This window comes from Hyphomicrobium sp. 2TAF46 (assembly GCF_052114865.1).
Lineage (GTDB): Bacteria > Pseudomonadota > Alphaproteobacteria > Rhizobiales > Hyphomicrobiaceae > Hyphomicrobium_B.
Window position 1 is genome coordinate 1 of record NZ_JBFRFO010000002.1, and the last position, 18,559, is coordinate 18,559.

At 57.4% G+C, this 18,559-nt stretch carries 25 protein-coding genes and 1 pseudogene; 9 read left to right on the forward strand and 17 right to left on the reverse strand.

The features are described 5' to 3' along the window. Window positions 1–71: 71 nt before the first annotated feature. The 4 genes from AB4Z24_RS03795 to AB4Z24_RS03810 all read right to left on the reverse strand — a co-directional run bounded on the left by AB4Z24_RS03795 (window position 72) and on the right by AB4Z24_RS03810 (window position 2,020). A complete protein-coding gene (locus AB4Z24_RS03795; protein ID WP_441705609.1) occupies window positions 72–254 on the reverse strand; it encodes a hypothetical protein in 183 nt (60 codons plus the stop codon). 62 nt (window positions 255–316) lie between these two features. Beyond that, a complete protein-coding gene (locus AB4Z24_RS03800; protein WP_441706075.1) occupies window positions 317–577 on the reverse strand; it encodes a hypothetical protein in 261 nt (86 codons plus the stop codon). A 247-nt stretch (window positions 578–824) separates the two neighbouring features. Then, window positions 825–1,088: a hypothetical protein gene (locus AB4Z24_RS03805; RefSeq protein WP_441706077.1), complete on the reverse strand. Its 264-nt coding sequence runs from the start codon at window positions 1,086–1,088 to the stop codon at window positions 825–827. Between the two features lie 722 nt (window positions 1,089–1,810). Continuing rightward, window positions 1,811–2,020 (reverse strand): cold-shock protein, encoded by a 210-nt coding sequence (locus tag AB4Z24_RS03810; protein ID WP_441706078.1) that lies wholly within the window; start codon window positions 2,018–2,020, stop codon window positions 1,811–1,813. A 339-nt stretch (window positions 2,021–2,359) separates the two neighbouring features. Here AB4Z24_RS03810 and AB4Z24_RS03815 point away from each other — a divergent pair, with 339 nt between their 5' ends. After that, on the forward strand, window positions 2,360–2,611 hold the full coding sequence (locus tag AB4Z24_RS03815) for a hypothetical protein (RefSeq protein ID WP_441706080.1): 252 nt from the start codon (window positions 2,360–2,362) through the stop codon (window positions 2,609–2,611). Window positions 2,612–2,865: 254 nt separating this feature from the next. Continuing rightward, window positions 2,866–3,048, forward strand: a complete 183-nt coding sequence (locus AB4Z24_RS03820) for a DUF3606 domain-containing protein (RefSeq protein ID WP_441706082.1) — start codon at window positions 2,866–2,868, stop codon at window positions 3,046–3,048. A 147-nt stretch (window positions 3,049–3,195) separates the two neighbouring features. Here the strand turns inward: AB4Z24_RS03820 and AB4Z24_RS03825 are convergent, their stop codons facing one another. From AB4Z24_RS03825 to AB4Z24_RS03835, 3 genes are all read right to left on the reverse strand, one after another. Then, window positions 3,196–3,504, reverse strand: a complete 309-nt coding sequence (locus tag AB4Z24_RS03825; protein WP_441706084.1) for a Rieske (2Fe-2S) protein — start codon at window positions 3,502–3,504, stop codon at window positions 3,196–3,198. 166 nt (window positions 3,505–3,670) lie between these two features. After that, window positions 3,671–4,066 carry an antibiotic biosynthesis monooxygenase gene (locus tag AB4Z24_RS03830; RefSeq protein ID WP_441706086.1) on the reverse strand — a complete coding sequence of 132 codons (396 nt, stop codon included), beginning with the start codon at window positions 4,064–4,066 and terminating at the stop codon, window positions 3,671–3,673. 93 nt (window positions 4,067–4,159) lie between these two features. Further along, on the reverse strand, window positions 4,160–4,519 hold the full coding sequence (locus tag AB4Z24_RS03835) for a hypothetical protein (protein ID WP_441706088.1): 360 nt from the start codon (window positions 4,517–4,519) through the stop codon (window positions 4,160–4,162). Between the two features lie 374 nt (window positions 4,520–4,893). Here AB4Z24_RS03835 and AB4Z24_RS03840 point away from each other — a divergent pair, with 374 nt between their 5' ends. Continuing rightward, entirely contained in the window at window positions 4,894–5,172 is a 279-nt protein-coding gene (locus tag AB4Z24_RS03840; RefSeq protein ID WP_441706090.1) for an aminoacyl-tRNA deacylase, read from the forward strand. 93 nt (window positions 5,173–5,265) lie between these two features. On the opposite strand, the gene AB4Z24_RS03845 is transcribed toward AB4Z24_RS03840, so the two are convergent. Then, complete coding sequence (locus AB4Z24_RS03845) at window positions 5,266–5,559, reverse strand: GYD domain-containing protein (RefSeq protein ID WP_441706092.1); 294 nt, start codon at window positions 5,557–5,559, stop codon at window positions 5,266–5,268. Window positions 5,560–5,789: 230 nt separating this feature from the next. On the opposite strand from AB4Z24_RS03845, the gene nuoI reads away from it, so the two are divergent. From nuoI to AB4Z24_RS03875, 6 genes are all read left to right on the forward strand, one after another. Then, the gene (gene nuoI / locus AB4Z24_RS03850) at window positions 5,790–6,281 is read left to right on the forward strand and encodes an NADH-quinone oxidoreductase subunit NuoI (protein WP_441706094.1); all 492 of its coding nucleotides are present in this window, start codon (window positions 5,790–5,792) and stop codon (window positions 6,279–6,281) included. An 87-nt stretch (window positions 6,282–6,368) separates the two neighbouring features. Beyond that, window positions 6,369–6,707: a ferredoxin FdxA gene (gene fdxA, locus AB4Z24_RS03855; RefSeq protein WP_441706095.1), complete on the forward strand. Its 339-nt coding sequence runs from the start codon at window positions 6,369–6,371 to the stop codon at window positions 6,705–6,707. Window positions 6,708–6,921: 214 nt separating this feature from the next. After that, window positions 6,922–8,352: a type I glutamate--ammonia ligase gene (glnA, locus tag AB4Z24_RS03860; protein WP_441706096.1), complete on the forward strand. Its 1,431-nt coding sequence runs from the start codon at window positions 6,922–6,924 to the stop codon at window positions 8,350–8,352. 70 nt (window positions 8,353–8,422) lie between these two features. Then, on the forward strand, window positions 8,423–8,779 hold the full coding sequence (locus AB4Z24_RS03865) for a hypothetical protein (RefSeq protein ID WP_441706097.1): 357 nt from the start codon (window positions 8,423–8,425) through the stop codon (window positions 8,777–8,779). A gap of 214 nt (window positions 8,780–8,993) precedes the next feature. Further along, on the forward strand, window positions 8,994–9,188 hold the full coding sequence (locus AB4Z24_RS03870; protein WP_441706098.1) for a DUF6494 family protein: 195 nt from the start codon (window positions 8,994–8,996) through the stop codon (window positions 9,186–9,188). A 300-nt stretch (window positions 9,189–9,488) separates the two neighbouring features. Further along, window positions 9,489–9,860 carry a hypothetical protein gene (locus AB4Z24_RS03875; RefSeq protein WP_441706099.1) on the forward strand — a complete coding sequence of 124 codons (372 nt, stop codon included), beginning with the start codon at window positions 9,489–9,491 and terminating at the stop codon, window positions 9,858–9,860. On the opposite strand, the gene AB4Z24_RS03880 is transcribed toward AB4Z24_RS03875, so the two are convergent. The 9 genes and pseudogenes from AB4Z24_RS03880 to AB4Z24_RS03920 form a co-directional block, all read right to left on the reverse strand. Continuing rightward, complete coding sequence (locus tag AB4Z24_RS03880) at window positions 9,841–11,781, reverse strand: bifunctional 2',3'-cyclic-nucleotide 2'-phosphodiesterase/3'-nucleotidase (protein ID WP_441706100.1); 1,941 nt, start codon at window positions 11,779–11,781, stop codon at window positions 9,841–9,843. The two genes, AB4Z24_RS03875 and AB4Z24_RS03880, sit on opposite strands and share 20 nt — an antisense overlap. Then, window positions 11,778–12,431, reverse strand: coding sequence for a MotA/TolQ/ExbB proton channel family protein (locus AB4Z24_RS03885; protein ID WP_441706101.1), 654 nt, complete (start codon window positions 12,429–12,431; stop codon window positions 11,778–11,780). The genes AB4Z24_RS03880 and AB4Z24_RS03885 overlap by 4 nt, the downstream gene beginning before the upstream one ends. Further along, complete coding sequence (locus tag AB4Z24_RS03890) at window positions 12,431–15,181, reverse strand: TonB-dependent receptor (protein ID WP_441706102.1); 2,751 nt, start codon at window positions 15,179–15,181, stop codon at window positions 12,431–12,433. Before AB4Z24_RS03890 ends, AB4Z24_RS03885 begins: the two co-directional genes overlap by 1 nt. A gap of 54 nt (window positions 15,182–15,235) precedes the next feature. Next, a complete protein-coding gene (locus AB4Z24_RS03895) occupies window positions 15,236–15,844 on the reverse strand; it encodes an energy transducer TonB (protein WP_441706103.1) in 609 nt (202 codons plus the stop codon). A 4-nt stretch (window positions 15,845–15,848) separates the two neighbouring features. Beyond that, on the reverse strand, window positions 15,849–16,256 hold the full coding sequence (locus AB4Z24_RS03900; protein ID WP_441706104.1) for an ExbD/TolR family protein: 408 nt from the start codon (window positions 16,254–16,256) through the stop codon (window positions 15,849–15,851). Window positions 16,257–16,399: 143 nt separating this feature from the next. After that, a pseudogene (locus AB4Z24_RS03905) lies at window positions 16,400–16,623 on the reverse strand (hypothetical protein); the annotation flags it as partial. A 249-nt stretch (window positions 16,624–16,872) separates the two neighbouring features. Then, complete coding sequence (locus AB4Z24_RS03910) at window positions 16,873–17,025, reverse strand: hypothetical protein (RefSeq protein ID WP_441706105.1); 153 nt, start codon at window positions 17,023–17,025, stop codon at window positions 16,873–16,875. Then, complete coding sequence (locus AB4Z24_RS03915) at window positions 17,025–17,159, reverse strand: hypothetical protein (RefSeq protein ID WP_441706106.1); 135 nt, start codon at window positions 17,157–17,159, stop codon at window positions 17,025–17,027. The genes AB4Z24_RS03910 and AB4Z24_RS03915 overlap by 1 nt, the downstream gene beginning before the upstream one ends. A 28-nt stretch (window positions 17,160–17,187) precedes the next feature. After that, complete coding sequence (locus tag AB4Z24_RS03920; protein WP_441706107.1) at window positions 17,188–18,408, reverse strand: tyrosine-type recombinase/integrase; 1,221 nt, start codon at window positions 18,406–18,408, stop codon at window positions 17,188–17,190. Window positions 18,409–18,559: the final 151 nt, after the last annotated feature.

Sequence of the window (18,559 nt, forward strand, 5' to 3'; positions counted from 1 at the left end):
GCAGGCTTGGAGGGTGTTCCTCTGCGCCTCCGGCTTCCTCGCGTGCTGAAAAGTCGGAACGTTCTAAACAACTAGCCCGGACCCGGACCGTGCGTCGCCGGAACTATGCCGAAATACCAAAATAGGCCAACGCCAATAATCGCCAGAACGACCAACGAGACGGTCAGGACGACAAAGGAATTTTTTGAGTTTTCTGCCTGCCTCGCCTCTCGGGGCGTTTCTGTAACTTGCCCATGCGCATCTTTAGTTGCCATGTTTTGTCTCCTTATTGGAGACTAAACCTCTGGCAGACCTGTAAAGGTCCTTGATCCTCTCATCATTCCGCGCCGTCCAACATTTCAAACGACGCGATTGATGGGAGTGCGCGCAGCTGGTCCCGAAATTGCTCGACCGCTTTCGCGCTCAGGCTCTCGGTATCGCACGGCTCCGATTGCGCCAGTGCCAACAACTGCACCGCAATACGCTCGCGGCCCACGTCGTCTGTCCCGCTTATGTCAAGTTCTTTGCAGACAAGAATCAACGCGGCGCTAAGCACACTGAGCTGGTCGTTATTATAATGACCGTTGGGGAATTTCATTGCGCACTCCCACGCTATTTAGGCGGGAGCACATCACAACTCTCGGCCGCCGACGCCCAGGAATGCAAGTCGACGATATGCACACCATACTCCTATTCTAAGAAGAAACGCATTAATTCGTTGAGACGCGCTTCTGTTCGAAGCAGTGCAGGCACTGAGAACCGTTCGGCCAAATGCGAGCCTTGACCCCGCCTGTAGGCGGCGTCTTCATTCTACAGGTGCTTGACATCACTCGCCCCAACCGACCCTATTGGTGGCTGTCTTGGCTTCCGATATCCGAAGCAATCTCCGAAAAGAACCTATCGGCAGCCGCATTGATTTCGCCCTCGGTTGCGCCCATGGGCGTGCGGCCTTCGAAGAATTTCTTTATGCTTTCGCCGTAGGCGAGGATGTGCCTCGGATCTTGGCCCGTTCCGAGCATGCTTTCCCGCACCATCGTGCCCACGACGCGTTCGAGCACAGTTACTCTCGCGAGCAACTGACTTTCTTCGTGTAGCCTTGAATTAGTCATGGGAGTATCTCCTTCTGACTCTCATATTAGGCGATCCTCACCCACGAAACATGGTCAGGCGCAAGGGCGAGATGAGCAGTTTTCAGATCGACAGAGGCGAAGTGGCCGGCACTGCATCCGCTTTATCACTAGCAGACCGTGGACGGCGTCCGGTTTCAGAGCTATCGCGCGGACACGTATCGCAGGCCGCTGATCTCTGACGATGCTCGGATCAGGATCGAGCAACACGGAGACTTCTGGATCGCGCACGTCGATGGGGCTGAAGTGATCGATTGCGGCCTTACTCGACGCTTTGACAGTGAAGTCGAAGCGCTCAAGGCGGCGCTCGCCAGGATTCGCTAGGGGTTTTAGGTGAAGTCTTTCTCCGCCAAATCCGGCCAAGTTTGCAATGATCTAAAACCGGTGTTTACTGCCCCTTTTTGGTAGGCGGATTTGCAGCCTCGCGTGCAAGGCGTTCCGCCCGCAACCGATCGGTTTTTGTACGAATAGCAAGCCTCTCGACTTCGTATTCCTTCATGGCCTGAGACGCTTCCTGCGCGCGCCTGAGCTTATTTTCAGCTGCGCTCGATACGGCTTTCGGCGGCATCGCCATTTTGTAGTTCCTCGTAGATCCAAAAAAAGAAAAAGCCCGCAACTGGCAAACCAGACACGGGCTCCCAATCGACCGAGTTTATCGCCAGTACATCCGTGGTCGAACCCGATCGCTTTCTTCGCAGTTGCCGTTATACGGCGCGAAGGTTGTCTGCGGAGGACTTGCCGCTTCGACGATCCGCAACGACGTCGAAGGATACTTTCTGTCCCTCATTCAAGCCGCGAAGGCCAGCGCGTTCGACGGCACTAATGTGCACGAAGACGTCGTTACCGCCGTCGTCCGGCTGAATAAAGCCAAAACCTTTTTGACCATTGAACCACTTCACGGTGCCAGTCGGCATAAGAAAACTCCTCGTTATGTGTGCGCATGCAATGCCTGTCCGAATTCAGGACAGACACTCGAGATTTTTTGGAAGGTCGTCGGTCAGGCGCGCACTTCGCGGCGAGGCCAAGTCGTTTTCAGCGAAGCTCGATCTTATGGAAGATAAGGAGAAAACCACTCGATTACAAGGAAATCCCCTTCGGTCTTCGGCGCTTCGCTACAAACCCTCGAGCTGCCTGCAACGATTGAACCAGACTCCGGCCTCAAGGGATGCTAAACGGAGTTATCGGCAGTTATAGTTGGGCACTGCCGACTGAGAGTGCTTCTACGCTCCCGCCTACATTAACGGGAGCTTGCAATGAAGACACTTTTCTCTTCCACCCACATCAATCAAGATCGCGACGATGATGTACTGAAGGGTGCGATCAGGCTCGCATGCGATGAACTGATTGAGACCGATCGGTTTAATAGCGCCACGATCTCTGCAGTTCTTGATATCCTCGCCCTTGCGATCCTCCAAAAATTCACCGACGGGGAGAGATCCTGCGATTTGATTGCAGAATACGCCGTGGCGAAGGTTCGCGCGAACTTCAGACTTAAACTTCATTGAGTGCGGAGATGTATACTAGGCCGCAGCACGCGAGGGACGTATGCCGACAGCACTCGAGAGGGCGTTCGAACTCGCAAAATCAGGCAAATGCGGGTCCGTCGACGAAATACGACGTGTGCTAATTTCTGAAGGCCATCGAGTTTCGCAACTTGAAGGACCGCTGTTGAGAAGACAGCTTCGCGAACTCATCGCGCATGCTCTAACAACCCCGAAGTAGGAACCTCGCGCGCAACAGGCAAGAAGGACAATTCGCCATGGCCGACGATCGGAGCAAGAAAGGCCCGCAGGACCGTTCCCGCATCAATCTCAGCGAACGCTACGAGGTTGATTACTGGACGAAAGAGTTTGGCATCTCCGAGAGCAAGCTGGAAGCGGCGGTAAAGGCAGTTGGCTCAAGCGCGGAAGCCGTCCGTGAGTACCTAAAGCGGCATCAGTAATTCGCCTTGCCAGCGAACCGCGCCCTCAGTTCTTTGCCGGAAGCTTGGCATACTCGTCAGATGTTCTCGCTTTTGCCCCGGACCGGACTAGGGCGTCGGTGTCGTGAGGATTGATCTCCCTGCTAACGAGTTGTTCCATGGTAGTCGCTACACAGCGACCTCGATGTCGACTCCCGTCACCCGCACGTCATAGTGCGCAACCGCTTCGTAAGCCGGCGGACCAAGAACCTCTCCTGTGCGGATGTCGAACCTTGCACCATGGAACGGACAGATGATCTCGTGACCCGAGATCTCTCCCTCGGCCAATGGCCCGTCGTCATGCGTGCAGAGATTGTCGAGCGCGAAGAACTCACCGTCGAGATTGAATAGCGCAATGTCTCTGCCCTTCGCGGTGACTAATCGGATCTGGCCCGACCCAATCTCGTTTATCGTTGCGACTTTCACAAATTCGCTCATGGCCTTTGCCTCTCGTTTGTCGCTCGTGTGTTGCCTCCTCCTTCGCGAACAGATCTACTACACCGCATGCCATGGTTGAATGTTGGCAATCGTAGTCGAGCGCTTCGCGAACACCCTCCCGCCGCCTGGCGCGCCCTTTTCAAGCGGAAGACGTCTAATTTTGCGCTCAGGCGATCGTGTGTACAATTATGGGCCCGGCCACTGCGGTCGCGGGGCCTGCGAGAAACGGGGCGAGCTCCGCCTCGATCCACGCGAGCGCGCGCTTGTTGGATTCCTGCGCCGATGTGTAGTCGTCGAATATGCTGATCGCCGTCACCGTGTCATCCGGCGCGTAGACCACGTAGTAGGCTTTGAATCCTGGAACATCGCTGATGATGGGGATCGCACCTTCCTTGATCTTGCTCGCCAACTTTTCGGCCGCGCCAGACTTTGCCTTGGCTTGGCGAATTCCCGCATACATGGCGACCTCCTTTTTTTGCCGCGCCGAAAGTATTTTGCGTCGATGACGCTGACCGTCTAGCGGCAAGTCACGCGCGTCGCCCGCCGGTTTTGTCGGCAGCATTGATTATCTTCGCTGCGGTAATGATCGACAAGCCTTCTCGGAGTCTGTGTACCAATCTGTTGAAAGGGCGGGTTCGTCCTGGCCCCAGTATGCTTACTTCACCTTTTCGGCAATCGAGGTGTTCGTCGGCTTGCCATCCACCGGCTCGCCCTTCTTAAAAGCACTCTTTGTATATTTGTTGCCGTCCTTCGAGATTTTCGTGGTCCAGCCCGTGTCCCAACTTATCACTGCCGCCGAGCCTTCTTCTTTCCAAGTACCGGTCATGCCGTCGCCAGCGCGATTGGCCTTAGCAGATCCGTCTCTCGTGAGCGTGATCTCAAATGCCTTACCGGCTGTATCTTTAACCTTCCAGGTGCCCTCAAACTCGCTGGCGGCGAAGGCCGCCAACGCCGCCATAGAAAGAGCGACGGCCGCCGTGAGTAGCGCTGTTTTGAATTTTCCAATCGCGTGCATGGGCTTTTCCTTTCAGGATCGGGCGTTCTCAGCGCCGGTGCCTATCAACGCGATCTTTAGGGTCGAGTTCCTTGCCACATGCCGGGCAGCATCAAGATAGTCGACTCTCTCAACTTCCAACGGCAGCTACCCGACCGAACCGGAACTTCGTGCCGGAGAAATCGATGTCATGCTGGTGCGGCTAAAGCGGACATCCAGCGAATTTCTTGCAACGTCAGCTCATGACCCAAAAGGGACGTGCACAGCTCTGAAGACTAGTGGGCGCGACCTCTGAACCTCTACAGCATCGCGACCTTCCTTGCCCCCGCACCAAATCCCCAATTCGAGGGACAAGCCGTAGCGCTTCATCCCGCTTTCGCCCTGGGTCCTTGAATTTGAGTCTCGACGCGCTCGGTATGTGGTTGCAGCAGCCGGTAGGCTTGGCGAGCGAAGCTGAGATCGCAACTGTGTTCACGGATTGCGCACTTGGCGCTATCCCGCCGGTCGCGGGCGCTTACGGACTGCAGGCCGTGATGGATGACAGCCTTGAAGGGTTCGATGATATTTACTTCGAGAGCGGGGACCATCGCACTCTGTTGCGTCTGAATGGCCGCGAGTTTCACCGGCTGATGGCTGACGTACCGCACGCCCACATTGGCGCGCGCAACCATTGACGACACTTGGACCGGAGTAGTGGCCGTTTCCTGGACGGTGGCTTTACTGCACGTCGGATCTCGCCGTTAGTGAACCGCACGGGATCGCGATGGTTAGGCAATCCTATCAAGTAGCTTGGTCACTTCGGTGGGTCCAAAAGCGCGCATTGTTTCCGTGCGGACATTTCCCAGCTTGCCAAGATTAAGGCCGAGCTCGGCAGCCACCGCATCATCCTGCGCCTCAAGAATGAGGACGATGTCGAATCGTCCGAGAGTCCAGTACACATCCTTCACCGTCACTCCCAGCTGCTTCGCCATTTCCTTGAATTCTTCCTTTCTTTTGGGCGAATCCTTTGCGTTGCGAATGCCTTGCTCGGTGAAATTCCCAAACGCGATATACGTTGCCATTGGAGTCTCCTCTCAATTCGGTTGCGGCGGATCGATCGCGCACCAGTCGACACCGCCAGACGGCAAAAGACACCACGACCGACACGCTAGCACCGGCTATGTCGCGATCAAATCGGCGCTTGGCATCTGGGTATCCGCGCACATCAGCGCCAATCACATTCGTGTTTTTAAGCCACCTGACATGACGAAAAAGGCGTAAATTGCAGCTGCGATTTGCAAGGGCTCGTCGCATGACCTCGATCAGACGGGGTATCAAGTCTCTCTTTCTCACCGAGTTCGTCTCGGCGTTCTTCCTGTCCATGCGCTACTTCTTCGCGCCGAAGAAGACACTCAACTATCCGTTCGAAAAGGGGCCGCTGTCGCCTCGCTTTCGTGGCGAGCACGCCCTCAGGCGCTATCCCAACGGGGAGGAGCGCTGCATCGCCTGCAAGCTGTGCGAGGCGATCTGCCCGGCGTTGGCGATCACGATTGAAGCCGGCCCTCGTCGCAACGACGGAACGCGGCGCACTACGCGCTACGATATCGACATGACCAAGTGCATCTACTGCGGGCTCTGCCAAGAAGCGTGTCCGGTCGACGCCATCGTTGAGGGACCGAACTTCGAATTTGCAACAGAGACGCGAGAGGAGCTCATCTATGACAAGCAGCGGCTGCTCGATAATGGGGACCGCTGGGAACGCGAGATTGCGAAGAACCTGGCGCTAGATGCGCCCTACAAATAGACGACGCGGGAACGGGGTCCTGCCGAGACCTGGTTGTGGCGATAGCGACAGGAACTCTCTCGCCTGCCCTTTAAAAGGGAACGCACTATGACCTACGTCGTCGATGAGAAGTGCATCAAGTGCAAGACCACGGATTGCGTCGCGGTGTGCCCGGTCGACTGCTTCTACGAGGGCGAGAACATGCTCGTCATCCATCCCGACGAGTGCATCGACTGCGGAGTGTGCGAGCCCGAGTGCCCGGTCGACGCCATCAAGGCGGACAGCGAACCTGGCCTCGAAAAGTGGCTGGCACTCAACCAAGAGTACGCGCAGAAGTGGCCAAATATAACGGTCAAGAAGGACATGCCCAAGGATGCCCACGTCTACTGGGCCGAGACGGGGAAATTCGACAAGTACTTTTCCCCCAAGCCGGGTGCGGGCGACTGAGCAGGTGCATCGTTGAAGGGCCTCCAGGGCCCATCCAGACGGGCATGATCTCAATGGGCATTTTGGGTGCGCTGCGCTAGAATTGTGAGTTTACAAATGGAGTTTGATCTCCCCAGAGACAGTCAAGCGAGCCCGAACCTGCCGTCAGCAAATCGGTCCTTCCCGGACGTTCGAGTTCCTGTAGGCAATGCTCGGGCGAAATGGGAGAGCAGCAATGTTTCTCAATTGTGAGACGACGGCGGACGTCCTTGAATCAATCAAGGACAAAGACGTGCAGATGATCGATTTGAGATTCACGGATCTGCCCGGTACGTGGCAGCATTTTTCGGTTCCACCAGGCGCGGTCGACGCTGCGACGCTCGAAAAGGGAATCGGTTTCGATGGATCGTCGATCCGGGGGTTCCAGGAGATCCAGGAAAGCGACATGCTTGTCGTGGCGGACCCGGCGACGGCATTCATCGATCCTTTTCAAAGGGCACAGACCCTAGTTCTCATCTGCAACATCCGGGACCCGGTCACCGGGCAGCCTTACAGTCGCGATGCTCGTTACATCGCCCAGAAGGCCGAGATCTACTTGAAGAGCACGGGCATTGCCGACACGGCCCATTTCGGTCCAGAGGCGGAATTCTTCGTCTTCGATGGCGTACGCTACGCTCAGGGCATCAATTACGCCTGCCACGAGATCGATTCGAATGAGGGCATCTGGAACTCGGCGCGAGAGGAAGAGCCGAACCTCGGCCACAAGCCGAGACAGAAGGAAGGATATTTCCCGGCGCCCCCGGTCGACAGCATGCAAGACCTCCGCACCGAGATGGTGCTCGAACTGGAAAAGTTGGGAATACGCGTCGAGGCTCATCATCATGAGGTGGCGACGGCCGGGCAGGCCGAGATCGACATGCATTATGCGACGGTGACGCGCATGGCCGACAACCTAATGATTTACAAGTACGTGATCAAAAACACCGCTCGCCAACACGGCAAAACGGCGACGTTTATGCCTAAGCCGCTCTTTGAGGACAACGCGTCGGGCATGCACGTCCATCAGAGCCTATGGAATGGCGATACAAATCTGTTCTACGGCCAGACGGACTACGCAGAGCTCAGCGATCTCGGTCGCTTCTATATTGGCGGTTTGCTCAAGCATGCCTGGTCGCTCTGTGGGCTTTGCGCCCCGACGACAAACTCTTACCGTCGGCTCGTTCCGGGATATGAAGCGCCGATTAATCTGGTTTACTCGCAGCGCAATCGCTCCGCGTGTTGTCGGATTCCGATGTATTCGCCTGATCCGCGCGCAAAGCGTGTTGAGTTCCGCACACCGGATCCCTCCTGCAATGGGTATCTGGCCTTCGCCGCCATGCTGCTCGCGGGTCTCGACGGAATCGAGGGCCGCATCGATCCTGGCAAACCCATTGACAAGAACCTCTATGACTTGCCCCCGGAAGAGGCCAGGAATGTGAGGTCGACGCCCGGCTCGCTGGAGGCGGCGCTCGATGCGCTCGAAGCCGACCACGAATTCCTGATGCGGGGCGACGTTTTCACCAAGGACGTTATCGAGACCTGGCTCGACTACAAACGGAAAAAGGAAGTGGATGCCATCAGGCTACGCCCGCACCCTTACGAGTTTCATCTCTATTACGATGCATAACATATGCGGACCCGTCGCCTCGCGCCACGAACCGGGTTAATCGACAGGAGGTGATCGCCTCAATATCGCCATGGCTCAGTCGCGTACCACAGCTACAGATCATGGCACCGTCGATCAGCTGGTGCTCGACCATTTGCGGTGCACCTTCGATACATCTCGCCTCCTCACCGCCATCGAAATCGTCGATACCTGCGTCGGCGAGGCTGAGCGAGCAACTCTTCATTCGAACCTTCGGTGCCTTCACGACATGGCGAGCCACCTCTTCGATGACGTCCCTATGACCATCATGTCGGAGCAGCCTGTCTGGCAGCTTGCCGAGGAAATCCTGGACGAAATCGAAGAGAGTCACATCGAGGTTTCCGGCATTGTCACTCTCGTCCAACAGCTTGCCGCACTGCGGCCGCCCGACGAGCGACGTGGCTCTTAGGGCTTGGCTGCTGAAAGGTCCTTTATTCCGTTGTGATGACGCGGGCTCTGGCTTGTGCGTCGCAACATCAAATCAAAGCAATATAGCAAGACATTGCAGGGGAATTTTCTTGTTCGCTTTCTAAACAGCGCGTGACTGACCGCAACAGGTCGACGCTACGACACCGCTCTTCGGGATTTCATTACACAAGGTCAGCAACTGTAAGGGGACCGCCATGGACAACGAACGATTCAATATGTCGTTGCGCAAATTTCTGAAGCACGTCGGATTGACTTCGCAGCAGGAGCTTGAGCGTGTCGTTCGTGAGCAGAAACTAGAGGGCAAGGGGTTCCTCAAGGTGAAGATGGTGCTCACTGCCAACGGTACCGACCTCAAGCATGAGGTTGACGATGAAATTGATCTAGGTTGACCCCAACGCAAAGCAATCGTTCGCCGGCGTGGCGTCTCACTTGCGCGAGGTCTGCTCATGGCCCGAAGCGGACGGTGGTTTAACGCTTTTTGATCAGGTCGAAGCGATCACGGTTCTTAGCGAGCCCCGAACCCAACCGGCTGCATCCCCCACTAAGAACGTAATGCCGCCGCGAACAATCCGTACGAGGAATAATAATCCCAGCGCGGCAGTGCCCATGCCAAAGAATCAAAAACTTCACGCAAGCGGCGGCACGGCAAAGTACTGATCGCGGTCGCCGAAGACATTATCCTTCAACAGATGGCGGCCTTCAAAAAGAAGTTCGGACGCGATCCAAAGGCTGACGAGCCTATATTCTTTGATCCGAGTGTCGATGAACCCAAACCGATCACCGGGGACTTCCTGAAGGCCGGCATCCTCGATGCGATGCAGAAGGCTGGAACTCCACCGGAGATCGTATACGCCTATCGTAAGACAGGCTTGCTCTTGAATGACAGTCGGATGGACTCCTATCCCGCAGAAGCCATGTCCGAATGGGACGACGCCATCGCTGAATATTTTTCGATGGAGGCAAAGCCGGAGAATTCCGATGCAGCTTCGCCGGGAGAGGCCCGGTCCGCTTCGGGTCAAAAGCAGTCGTCCGGTGAGATAGCTAGGCGGACGGCAATTTGAACTGAGCGCGAAGATAGCCCGGAGCACCAGGACCCGAGATTTCGACGCCCGCCCCGGATGCATAAGCGCGTGCGCCCTCCGCAGTGTCAAAATGAACGGTCACGCCGTTTCCGGTTTTGGCGAACGACCAAGTCCCAGACGTCGGCGCCGACACAGGGCTATTCGTTTTGAAATACGCGACTACAGCGTCTCTGTTCGTATCAGGTGCGCGCAGAACGAGCGGCACTCCGGACAGAACTGCGAATCCTCCGCCACCGTCGGCGCGGTAGTTGTTCGTTACAACGACAAACTCGCGCATTGGGTCGATTGGTGCCCCTTCGAAGCGCAAGTCGCGAATGCGGCGGTTCTCTGCGCGCAGCTGCCCCTGACCATCATAGCGAGGCGGGACAGTTACATCGATTTGGTAAGAGAGGCCCGCGATCACGTCGAAATTATACGAAGGAATGCGCTTGTCGATGAGGGCCTGCGGCTCCTCCTTCCTGGGGTCAATGGTGTTGAAAGCGCGCGCCGCGAACTCCAGCCACTCGATGATTTGCGCGCCAGTGACTGCAACCGCGGACACGACGTTGCTCGAATAGATATAGAGATCGGCGATTTGCCGGAAGGCGAGCTGGCCGGCGGGCAAGTCAATGAACGAATCGGGCGTATAGCCCGCGCGGAAGGGCGCGGCCACCGATAACAGCGGATGATTCCGATACGGCGTGTCGGCGAGCAATGGGCGCGCATACGCAAGCTGGGCAGCATTGACGATTGCGGTGGCAGGGTCATATCCCGTCCACACGAAGTAGCTGTTCACGGGGTTGGCAAGGCTTCCGCATGGCCGCTCCACCCAAGTCAGTGTAGTGCGGTGCCTCGGCTCAATCGCAGACACCACCACGGGCGCCGACGGTGCAAGTTCCTCGACAGCTCCCTTCTCGCGCCGGTAGATCGGCCTAGTTTCGACCTTGGCGCTCTCGACCATCCACTTGCCAGTCTCGTTCTTTAGAACCAGATCGACGACGCCCAGGTGGCTTCCCCAGAAGCCTGGCATGACGGCGGGTATTCCTTGCAATCGTCCGTTGACCGCGTCAACGCCGGCGAGCCCCACATAGTCAGGCCCCGGAAACACGCGGTGCGAATGGCCCGTCATGATGACATCAATGCCGGGGACGCCGGCGAGATGGAACGAGGCATTCTCCAGGTTGGGCTTCCATTCGGCTGCATTGATGCCTGAATGGCAAAGCGCTACGAGCACGTCGCATCGCGCCCTGATCTCTGGAATGAGGCGGCGCGCTGTTTCGACGATATCTTGGCTTGCGAGGCGGCCTTCGAGCCGCGGTCGATCCCACATCACGATTTGCGGTGGCACGAAGCCGATCACGCCGATGCGCAGGGAATGCACGCTACCATCGTTTGCCTCGACGCGTTTCGTGAGGATCGTGTGAGGCGCAATGAACTGGTCGCCGTTGCTTCGCACCACATTCGCGCAGACGAACGGCATGGCTGATTTGGCCAGAGATTTCTCGAGAAACGGCAGCCCGAAGTTGAATTCGTGATTGCCGAGCCCTCCGGCGTCGTAGCCGAGCGACCCCATGATCTCAACAATGGGATGCGGCCTTGAGAAATCGGGTTGTTCCACGATGAGATCGGCGAGCGGATTACCCTGCAAAAAGTCGCCGTTGTCGAACAGCAGAGTGTTCTTCGCCTCCTGCCGGGCCGTCGCAATGAGACTTGCAACCTTGGCGAATCCGACCGTGGGGTCGGGGCGTGCGCGATAGTAGTCCCACGCCAGCACGAACATGTGCAGATCGGACGTCTCGAGCAATCTCAACTCGATCCGTTGGACAGGCTCTGCAGCCGCATCCGTAATGATCCCCGAGCCGGTCAATGAGGCAAGACCAGCAATAACCGAACGGCGAGTGAGTGGAGCTGATGCGGTCATTCTGCAGCCATGGTGGTCAGTTTTGCGGTTTCGCGCGGCATGGGATGACGCGCGACGAAGATATCGCCAAGAAGGAGCAAGCGTTTGAACTCTTCGGTCAAGTGATCGGACCAGCGGTGTAAGAAATTATGACCGAGCAGTCCGAACAGGGCCGTGCCGATGCCGATCGCGGTCGCCAGCAGGGCCGCACCGATGCCGCGGCTTACGGCGGCCGGGTCGGAAATGCCACCCGCCGACAAGGCGTTGAACGTGTCCATGATGCCGAGAATGGTTCCAAGCAGACCGACGAGCGGCGCCGCCGTGACGATGGTATCGAGAAGCCAGAGTCTCCCGCCGACTGCATCGCTCGCATGAATGTAAAGAGCAGCCGAAAGATCCTCGAGGTGCGCACGGGTGAGATCGGGATCTCGCGCCGACTTGAGATAGTTGGCGATGTTCCGGCTGAAAATATCGTGGCGGGCGAGCCGGCGTTCTGCGCCGGCTCCTGAAATTGCACCTTTCAGAACGCCGTTGAGCGCGCTTACCCGCATGTTGAGCAGGCCGTAGTAAACGGCCCGCTCGAAGACGATAAACGCTGCAACGACCACCGCACCGTACAAGACGAAGATACAGACGTGATGGAAGTAGGCGGTATCGATCGCGATTTGCATCAGAGACCTGCGCGCAGGGTGACCATGAACGAGAAGTCTTGGCCCAGGTAGTAGGTGGGCGCAGACGCGGCCTTGATAGTGCCGCCGTTGACGCCTGTTGTCTGACTGGCGTTGGTCTGGAAGCTGTTTACGCCCGTCAGATCGCTCGAATTGAGCAGGTTGAAGAGGCTGAGCTTGATTTCAGGTTGCTTTAGCTGCGCGATGTCATCGAAGCGATAGCCGATCGACGCATCAAGGCGACCATAGGCGTCAATTTTCTCGTCGTTCATGAACGTCGAGTATTGTGAGCCAATGTACTTGTAATTGAGGTTGGCGAAGAGATGACCGTTGTCGTAGTCGAGGCCAATGCCGGTTGTAAACTGCGGCGCACCGACGAGCTGCTTACCTTTCGTTGGAAGATAGTCCAGCTTACCGGCGGTGTTGACCGTCTGCATGTTGTCAAGCTGCTCGGTGCGCAGCAGCTCCATTCCGATGTAGGGACGGAAGTTGTTGATTGGCCGCGTGCCGGCTTCGAAGTCGACACCGTAGTTCATCAGGCCGCCGACATTGATCGTCGATGAGTAGTTCGTTCCGGTATTTGGATCGAGAATGTTGGTCGACTGTTGGAAGTTCTCGTAACGGCCGAGAAAGCCAGTAATCGAGGTCGCCAACATCTGTCCTTGATATCGGTGTCCGAGTTCATAGACGATACCGCGTTCCGGATCGGGAATCTTGACCGGTGGAGCGCCACTCGCCTGGCTCGTGCTCGAATAGTTCGGTGTCAATGTGAAGTTCTGCGCTGAGCGGAATGAGGTATTGATGCTGGCGAAGAGCTGGTTTTCCCGATCCCACCGGTATTTCAAGCCAAGGGTCGGAAGCGTCGCGGCGTCGTACAGATCATTCGTGGCCCGTGGCGCAAACGGCATACCGTCTTCCACCGTTCGGTTCACGAAAACCTGCTTCACGCCGACGTCTGCGGTCCAATTGGGAGCGAACTTCCAGGAGTCGCCGACGAAGAGCATGTTGGTCATCGTCGTCGTGCTAACGTCACGTTTTTGCATGGCCCCCGCAGGGCAAGTGACAGTTGTATCGTACTTGTTGGTCGCCGTATTGAATTTCTGGCATACCGCGGTCGAGGGCAGGACGAAATTGTTCTTATCACCCCAGACGCTGGCCACGCTGCCGTCTGCATTGAGCGGGGAGAACCCGCCCCATTGATTGTGCATCGCGTATTCGAACCAGTTGCCGAAGACGAACTGATGGTTGCCTTCGGTATACGTGAATTTGTTGATCACGCCCGGGCGATTGGTCTCTGTGATCGATGGATTGTAATAGAGGGTTTTGTCAGTGAGAGCCGCGGTGCCACCATAGTTCACGTTCGTGATCTTCATGTTGCCCCAGAACATGCCGGTGTCGCTCATCGTGGTCACGCCACCACCGTTGCCGTACCCGTGCCAAAGGTAGGGAATGGTATCGAATTTGAGCTTGTCGGAGAGAGTAAAGTTCGATGGAGCCGACACGATAAGATTTTGGAACGGATTGACCTTATACTTGTAGTAGTTGCTCGCGTTGTTGGCGCTTTGATCGATCGGCGACGTCGTATTGAAGAATGAGCTGGGCAACGTGCTCAAAAACGCGAAATTTTCGTTGTTGTTGAATTGCTTGAGCGTCGGGTTTGGATAGTTGTTGTTGACGGCGTTGTTGTAGATCGCCGAGAAGCGGATTGTATTGCCCGGGCTGAGGTCCACAGCCATCTTGAAATCGATGTGATCGCGTGTGTCGTCGCCGGGATTGTTCCCCCAGTGATCCTGATCGAGGCGCGAATAGCTGAGGAAGGCACGGAAGGCACCGACCTGACCGGAATTGATGCGGACGAACTCACGGCTGAGACCGTTCGAGCCGATCGAATAGTCGACGAGGGCGCCCATCGTTTTCGAGGGATCGATGGCGTAGATGTTGATCACGCCGCCAGTTGCACCGACATGCGGGCTGTCGAGCTCGGGAGATCCCTGAGATAGCGAAATCTGGCCGATGTTTTCCGCGTCCACGTACTCCTGCGGATAAAGAGCATAGTTACCCGAGTCGTTGACCGGCATGCCTTCGATCGTCAGGCCGATGTGATCGGAGTTGAAGCCGCGAATGCGGATGTTACCGCCATTGAGACCTGCGTTGTCGGTGCTGGATGCGACCACACCGGGCAGCAGATTGATAAGCTGATATGGGTTCGCGGTCGGCGCCTGCTTGTCGATCGAGTCGCGCGTGACCGTCGAGCGGCTCTTCTTGGCTTGTTCCATAATCATGTTGCCGCCACCGAAGTCTTGGCCGGTGACGCCGCCGAGCGACACTGGCCGATCCGACCCATCACCCGACGTCTGGCCCGCACCTGCAGTGCCTGCGTTCGTTCCCGTCGTACGTCGCGCAGCTGCCGCCTTGTCTTTGACAGCAGCGTAATCCGTCGGTGACGCCGTCATGCCTGTTTGTGAGAGCGGCTGTTGCGCCTCCGGCACCACGATCGTACCGAAGCTGCTTGCTTGGCCATTGTTCTGAGGGGCACTTTTCGGAGCAGCAGCGCTGCTTTGCGGTGCTGCCGGAGGCGTGGCAACCGGAGAATACGTGCTCGCGGGCGCGGCGCTTGGTGCCGAGGCCTCTGGCTGAGCCGTGGTTGTGGCTTTGTTTTCAGGCTGGGCCGGCTGAGCCGCCTCCTGTGCCTGTACCGAACCGATGACCGCACTGGCGGTCGTCAACATCAACGCAACTGTCAAACGACGCATTACTTTAGTGCCCCCTTTTACCTACTCAAGTTCACTTGCCCCCTGAGCGTCAGCTCAGTACTGCAATCCTCCGAACACGACCCCGTTGGTTACGATCGGGCCACAGCCGGAATTGATGACGGTTGAACGCGCTGCCGCATCGAGAATTGGAGAGCCGGAGCTGCTCAGGATCTCGACGGCGAGTATTTTGCCTTCCGAAACGTAGGCCTTGAGCTGCACGGTTCCGTGCGGCTTCAGCTTTCGCGCTTCCTTTGTCGACGGGTACACGGCTTTCGACAGGACGCAGTTCGCGAAAGCCGAGTTGAGCTCTGGCGCAGCGGCCTCGAGCTTGTGCAGGTTTGTCGTGTCGCCATCCTCGTCGAGCAGCATTTCCTGGGGCTTTGGTTCCTCGGGCTGCTTTTGCTCCGGTTCTTCGGGCGGAGGAGGTGGTGGCGGAGGCGGAGGTTCGGGTTGAGGCGGTTCGGGCGGCGCCGGAGGTGGCTCGGACGCCTTCTCCGCCGGGGGCTCGGCGGGTGCCGATTCCAATGAAATCTCCATCGGCGGCCCGCCGCTGCTTTCGCCCCGGCGCTCGGCAGGTGCCGGTATGGTCATTATGAGCGCGACCGCGCCGATAATGATTGCCAGAGCCACCGAATTGCTGATCGTCGCTGTCCAATCGCGCATTCACTTATTTATTCCTGGCAACGATTTGCGCATTGGCGATCCCTGCGAGCTTCAACGCATCGAGAACGCCCACCAGACTCTGCAAGGCGGCTTGCTCGTCGCCGGCGATCACGACTGTCATTTTTTTCTGGGGGTCTGCGATCCCGTTAAGCCGATCTGGAAGCTCGACGAGTTCGACGGGCGTTCCGTCAATGAAGGTTTTGCCAGCGGCGTCGAGATTGATCTGAACACGCTGCCGTTCGACGATTTGATCCGGTTTAGCGGAGGTCGGCGGCTTTATCTTGAGTCCGAGCGCCGGCAGAACATTGATGCTCAGGAGCACGAAGAAAACGAGCAGGAACATCATGACATCGATCATCGGAATGATCTCGATGCGCGCTTGCCTCTTCTGCTTTGTGGGCCAAACTCTCATGACGTCGTACGGAACGCGTCCGCCTCCACCCAACCTAAGTTGAATTCACGCCGCGCTATTAAGATGCGAAACGCAACGAGGCCGTAACAACCGTGCGAAAGTCGCATGACGTTTCAAATGGGACACGCATGCTTCACGCTCTTTGCGACGCATGTGTCACCAGCCAACCTGCGCTTGCTGGCTTCGAGGAACTCGTTTGACAAACTGTGGTAGAGGCTCTCTGCGATGCCCGCGCGGCTGTAAGGTTTTGTAATGGAGCCATCGCCGCGCAAGCTATCGAGGACGATGCGGATCTTCTCTTCCGCCGAATACTGCTGCGGGTGGCCCGACGGATATCGCTGGGCAAGCCGCTCAGACGGTGCTTCAGGCCTGCGGAATTTAGCTCTTACGCTCCACTCCTCAAGTGGTCACGATGAACCCGAAATCCTCCATTCCTCAAGCCGCTAGATCTGACTCACAGGTGCCTATGTCGGACACCTTGGGATCGAGGTCGACGATGCAATCGGGTTTGCGGAGAAGATTGACATCAAACGCGATACCAAAGCAGCCTCTATCTCGTGCGACCGCCGGCGCTTGCCGCCATGCCACCGAAGGCCGTGAACATGGCACCCGGGTACTAGGTGTTGAGGAACGACATCGCCTGATAATTGGCCCCGAACGACCGCCGGCCGATGGCATACTCGCTGCTGCTGTCGCGAATGCCACTGAGCTGCAGGATGACGACGATAACGGCGAAGAATGCGGCAATGCCGCCGAAGGTGATCAGCATCAGAGCGCATCCCCATTGCGAACGTCCGCAGCGTAGGCGGCAACAATGCTCATCGCGATGCAGGTCGATACGGCCACGAAATAGAGCACTGCAGCCGGAATCCCGAAGACGGGGGTGCCAATGCGGTCAGTCATCTTCCGATGCGTCGCGCAATACGAATTGCTAGGCGATCTCACTCGATTCACCAGGATCGGACAGCACGAACTTGGACCACGCGTCCATCAACCGACAACGCTTCTCCAAAAGCTTTCCGCGCCGATAGGCAGCTTCGACTTTCGACTTAATGGTATGGGCGAGAGCCATTTCGGCAACCTCACTTGGGAAGCTGGTCTCTTCGCTGCACCAATCGCGAAAACTCGAGCGGAAGCCATGCGCTGTCGCATCAATCTCAAGCCGCCGGAGAAGCTCTGTCAGCGCCATGTCCGAGAGTGGCTTTTCGGGATTTGTCGGCGACGGAAATAGCAGCGAGCTTTCCGGGAAGAGTGCCGTGGCCGCCCGCGCAATCTCAAGGGCGCGCGGCGAAAGAGGCACAACATGCTCACGTCCCCCCTTCATACGTTCTCCCGGAATGGTCCAAAGCGCCCTGTCGAAATCGATCTCCGACTTCGGCGCCAGTCGCACCTCGCCACTTCGCGAAGCGTTGAGCACCAGAAACTCAAAGGCCAACTTTGTGATCTCCGCGGCGTTCGAATTTCGAAGCTTCACAACAAAGCCCGGCACCTCGGCGTACGGAAGTGCCGCAAAGTGTTCAGCCTCATCGGTATGCTTCGGAAGTCCGAGGATCGCTAAGCGACAAGGATTTTCGCCGCTCCGCATGCCGGCCGCAGTCCCATAGTCGATAATCGTCGACACACGCTGGAGCACGCGGCGTGCCGTCTCAGGTTTGGTCGACCAGATCGGAAGCAAAAGCTTGAGAACCTCGGCGGTTCCGATCCGGTTCATCGCCAACTGACCGATTGTCGGGAAGGCATAGAGCTCAAGCGTCTTGATCCATTGCGCCTGATGCTTGCCGTTGCGCCATGTCGCCTTGCGCGCCTTATGGACGGTGCGGGAACAATCTTCGAACTTTGGCACCCCGTCGCGAAGCGCCCGGCGCGCCGCCACCGGATCCTGGCCCGATTTCGCTAACTTGCGAAGCTCATGGGCTTTGTCGCGCGCTTCCGCCAGCGTGACCGTCGAGGCGCCCCCCAGCCCGACGTCGCGCCGCCGACCCTCGTACATCACCCGGAGCACCCAGCGCGAGGCGCCGGATGGATCAACGACGAGGTAGAGACCGTTGCCATCGCCATATCGGCCGGGTGCTTTCTTCTGTCGGACAAAGACAGCCGTGAGGCCGTTTCCGCGCGGCGCGCTTAAGCGTTTCCGTTGTGGCTGGTTGATCATGCCGGGCCAATCCGTTGACCCACATTCCATCCCACAATTCGTTGGGGATGGGAAAGAACAAATTGGCACCGATCCACACCGATCTGGACAGGTCAAATCGCCGATTTGGCGCTGTAATTACAGGATTTCTTGGACGTCCGTGGACTGTGTT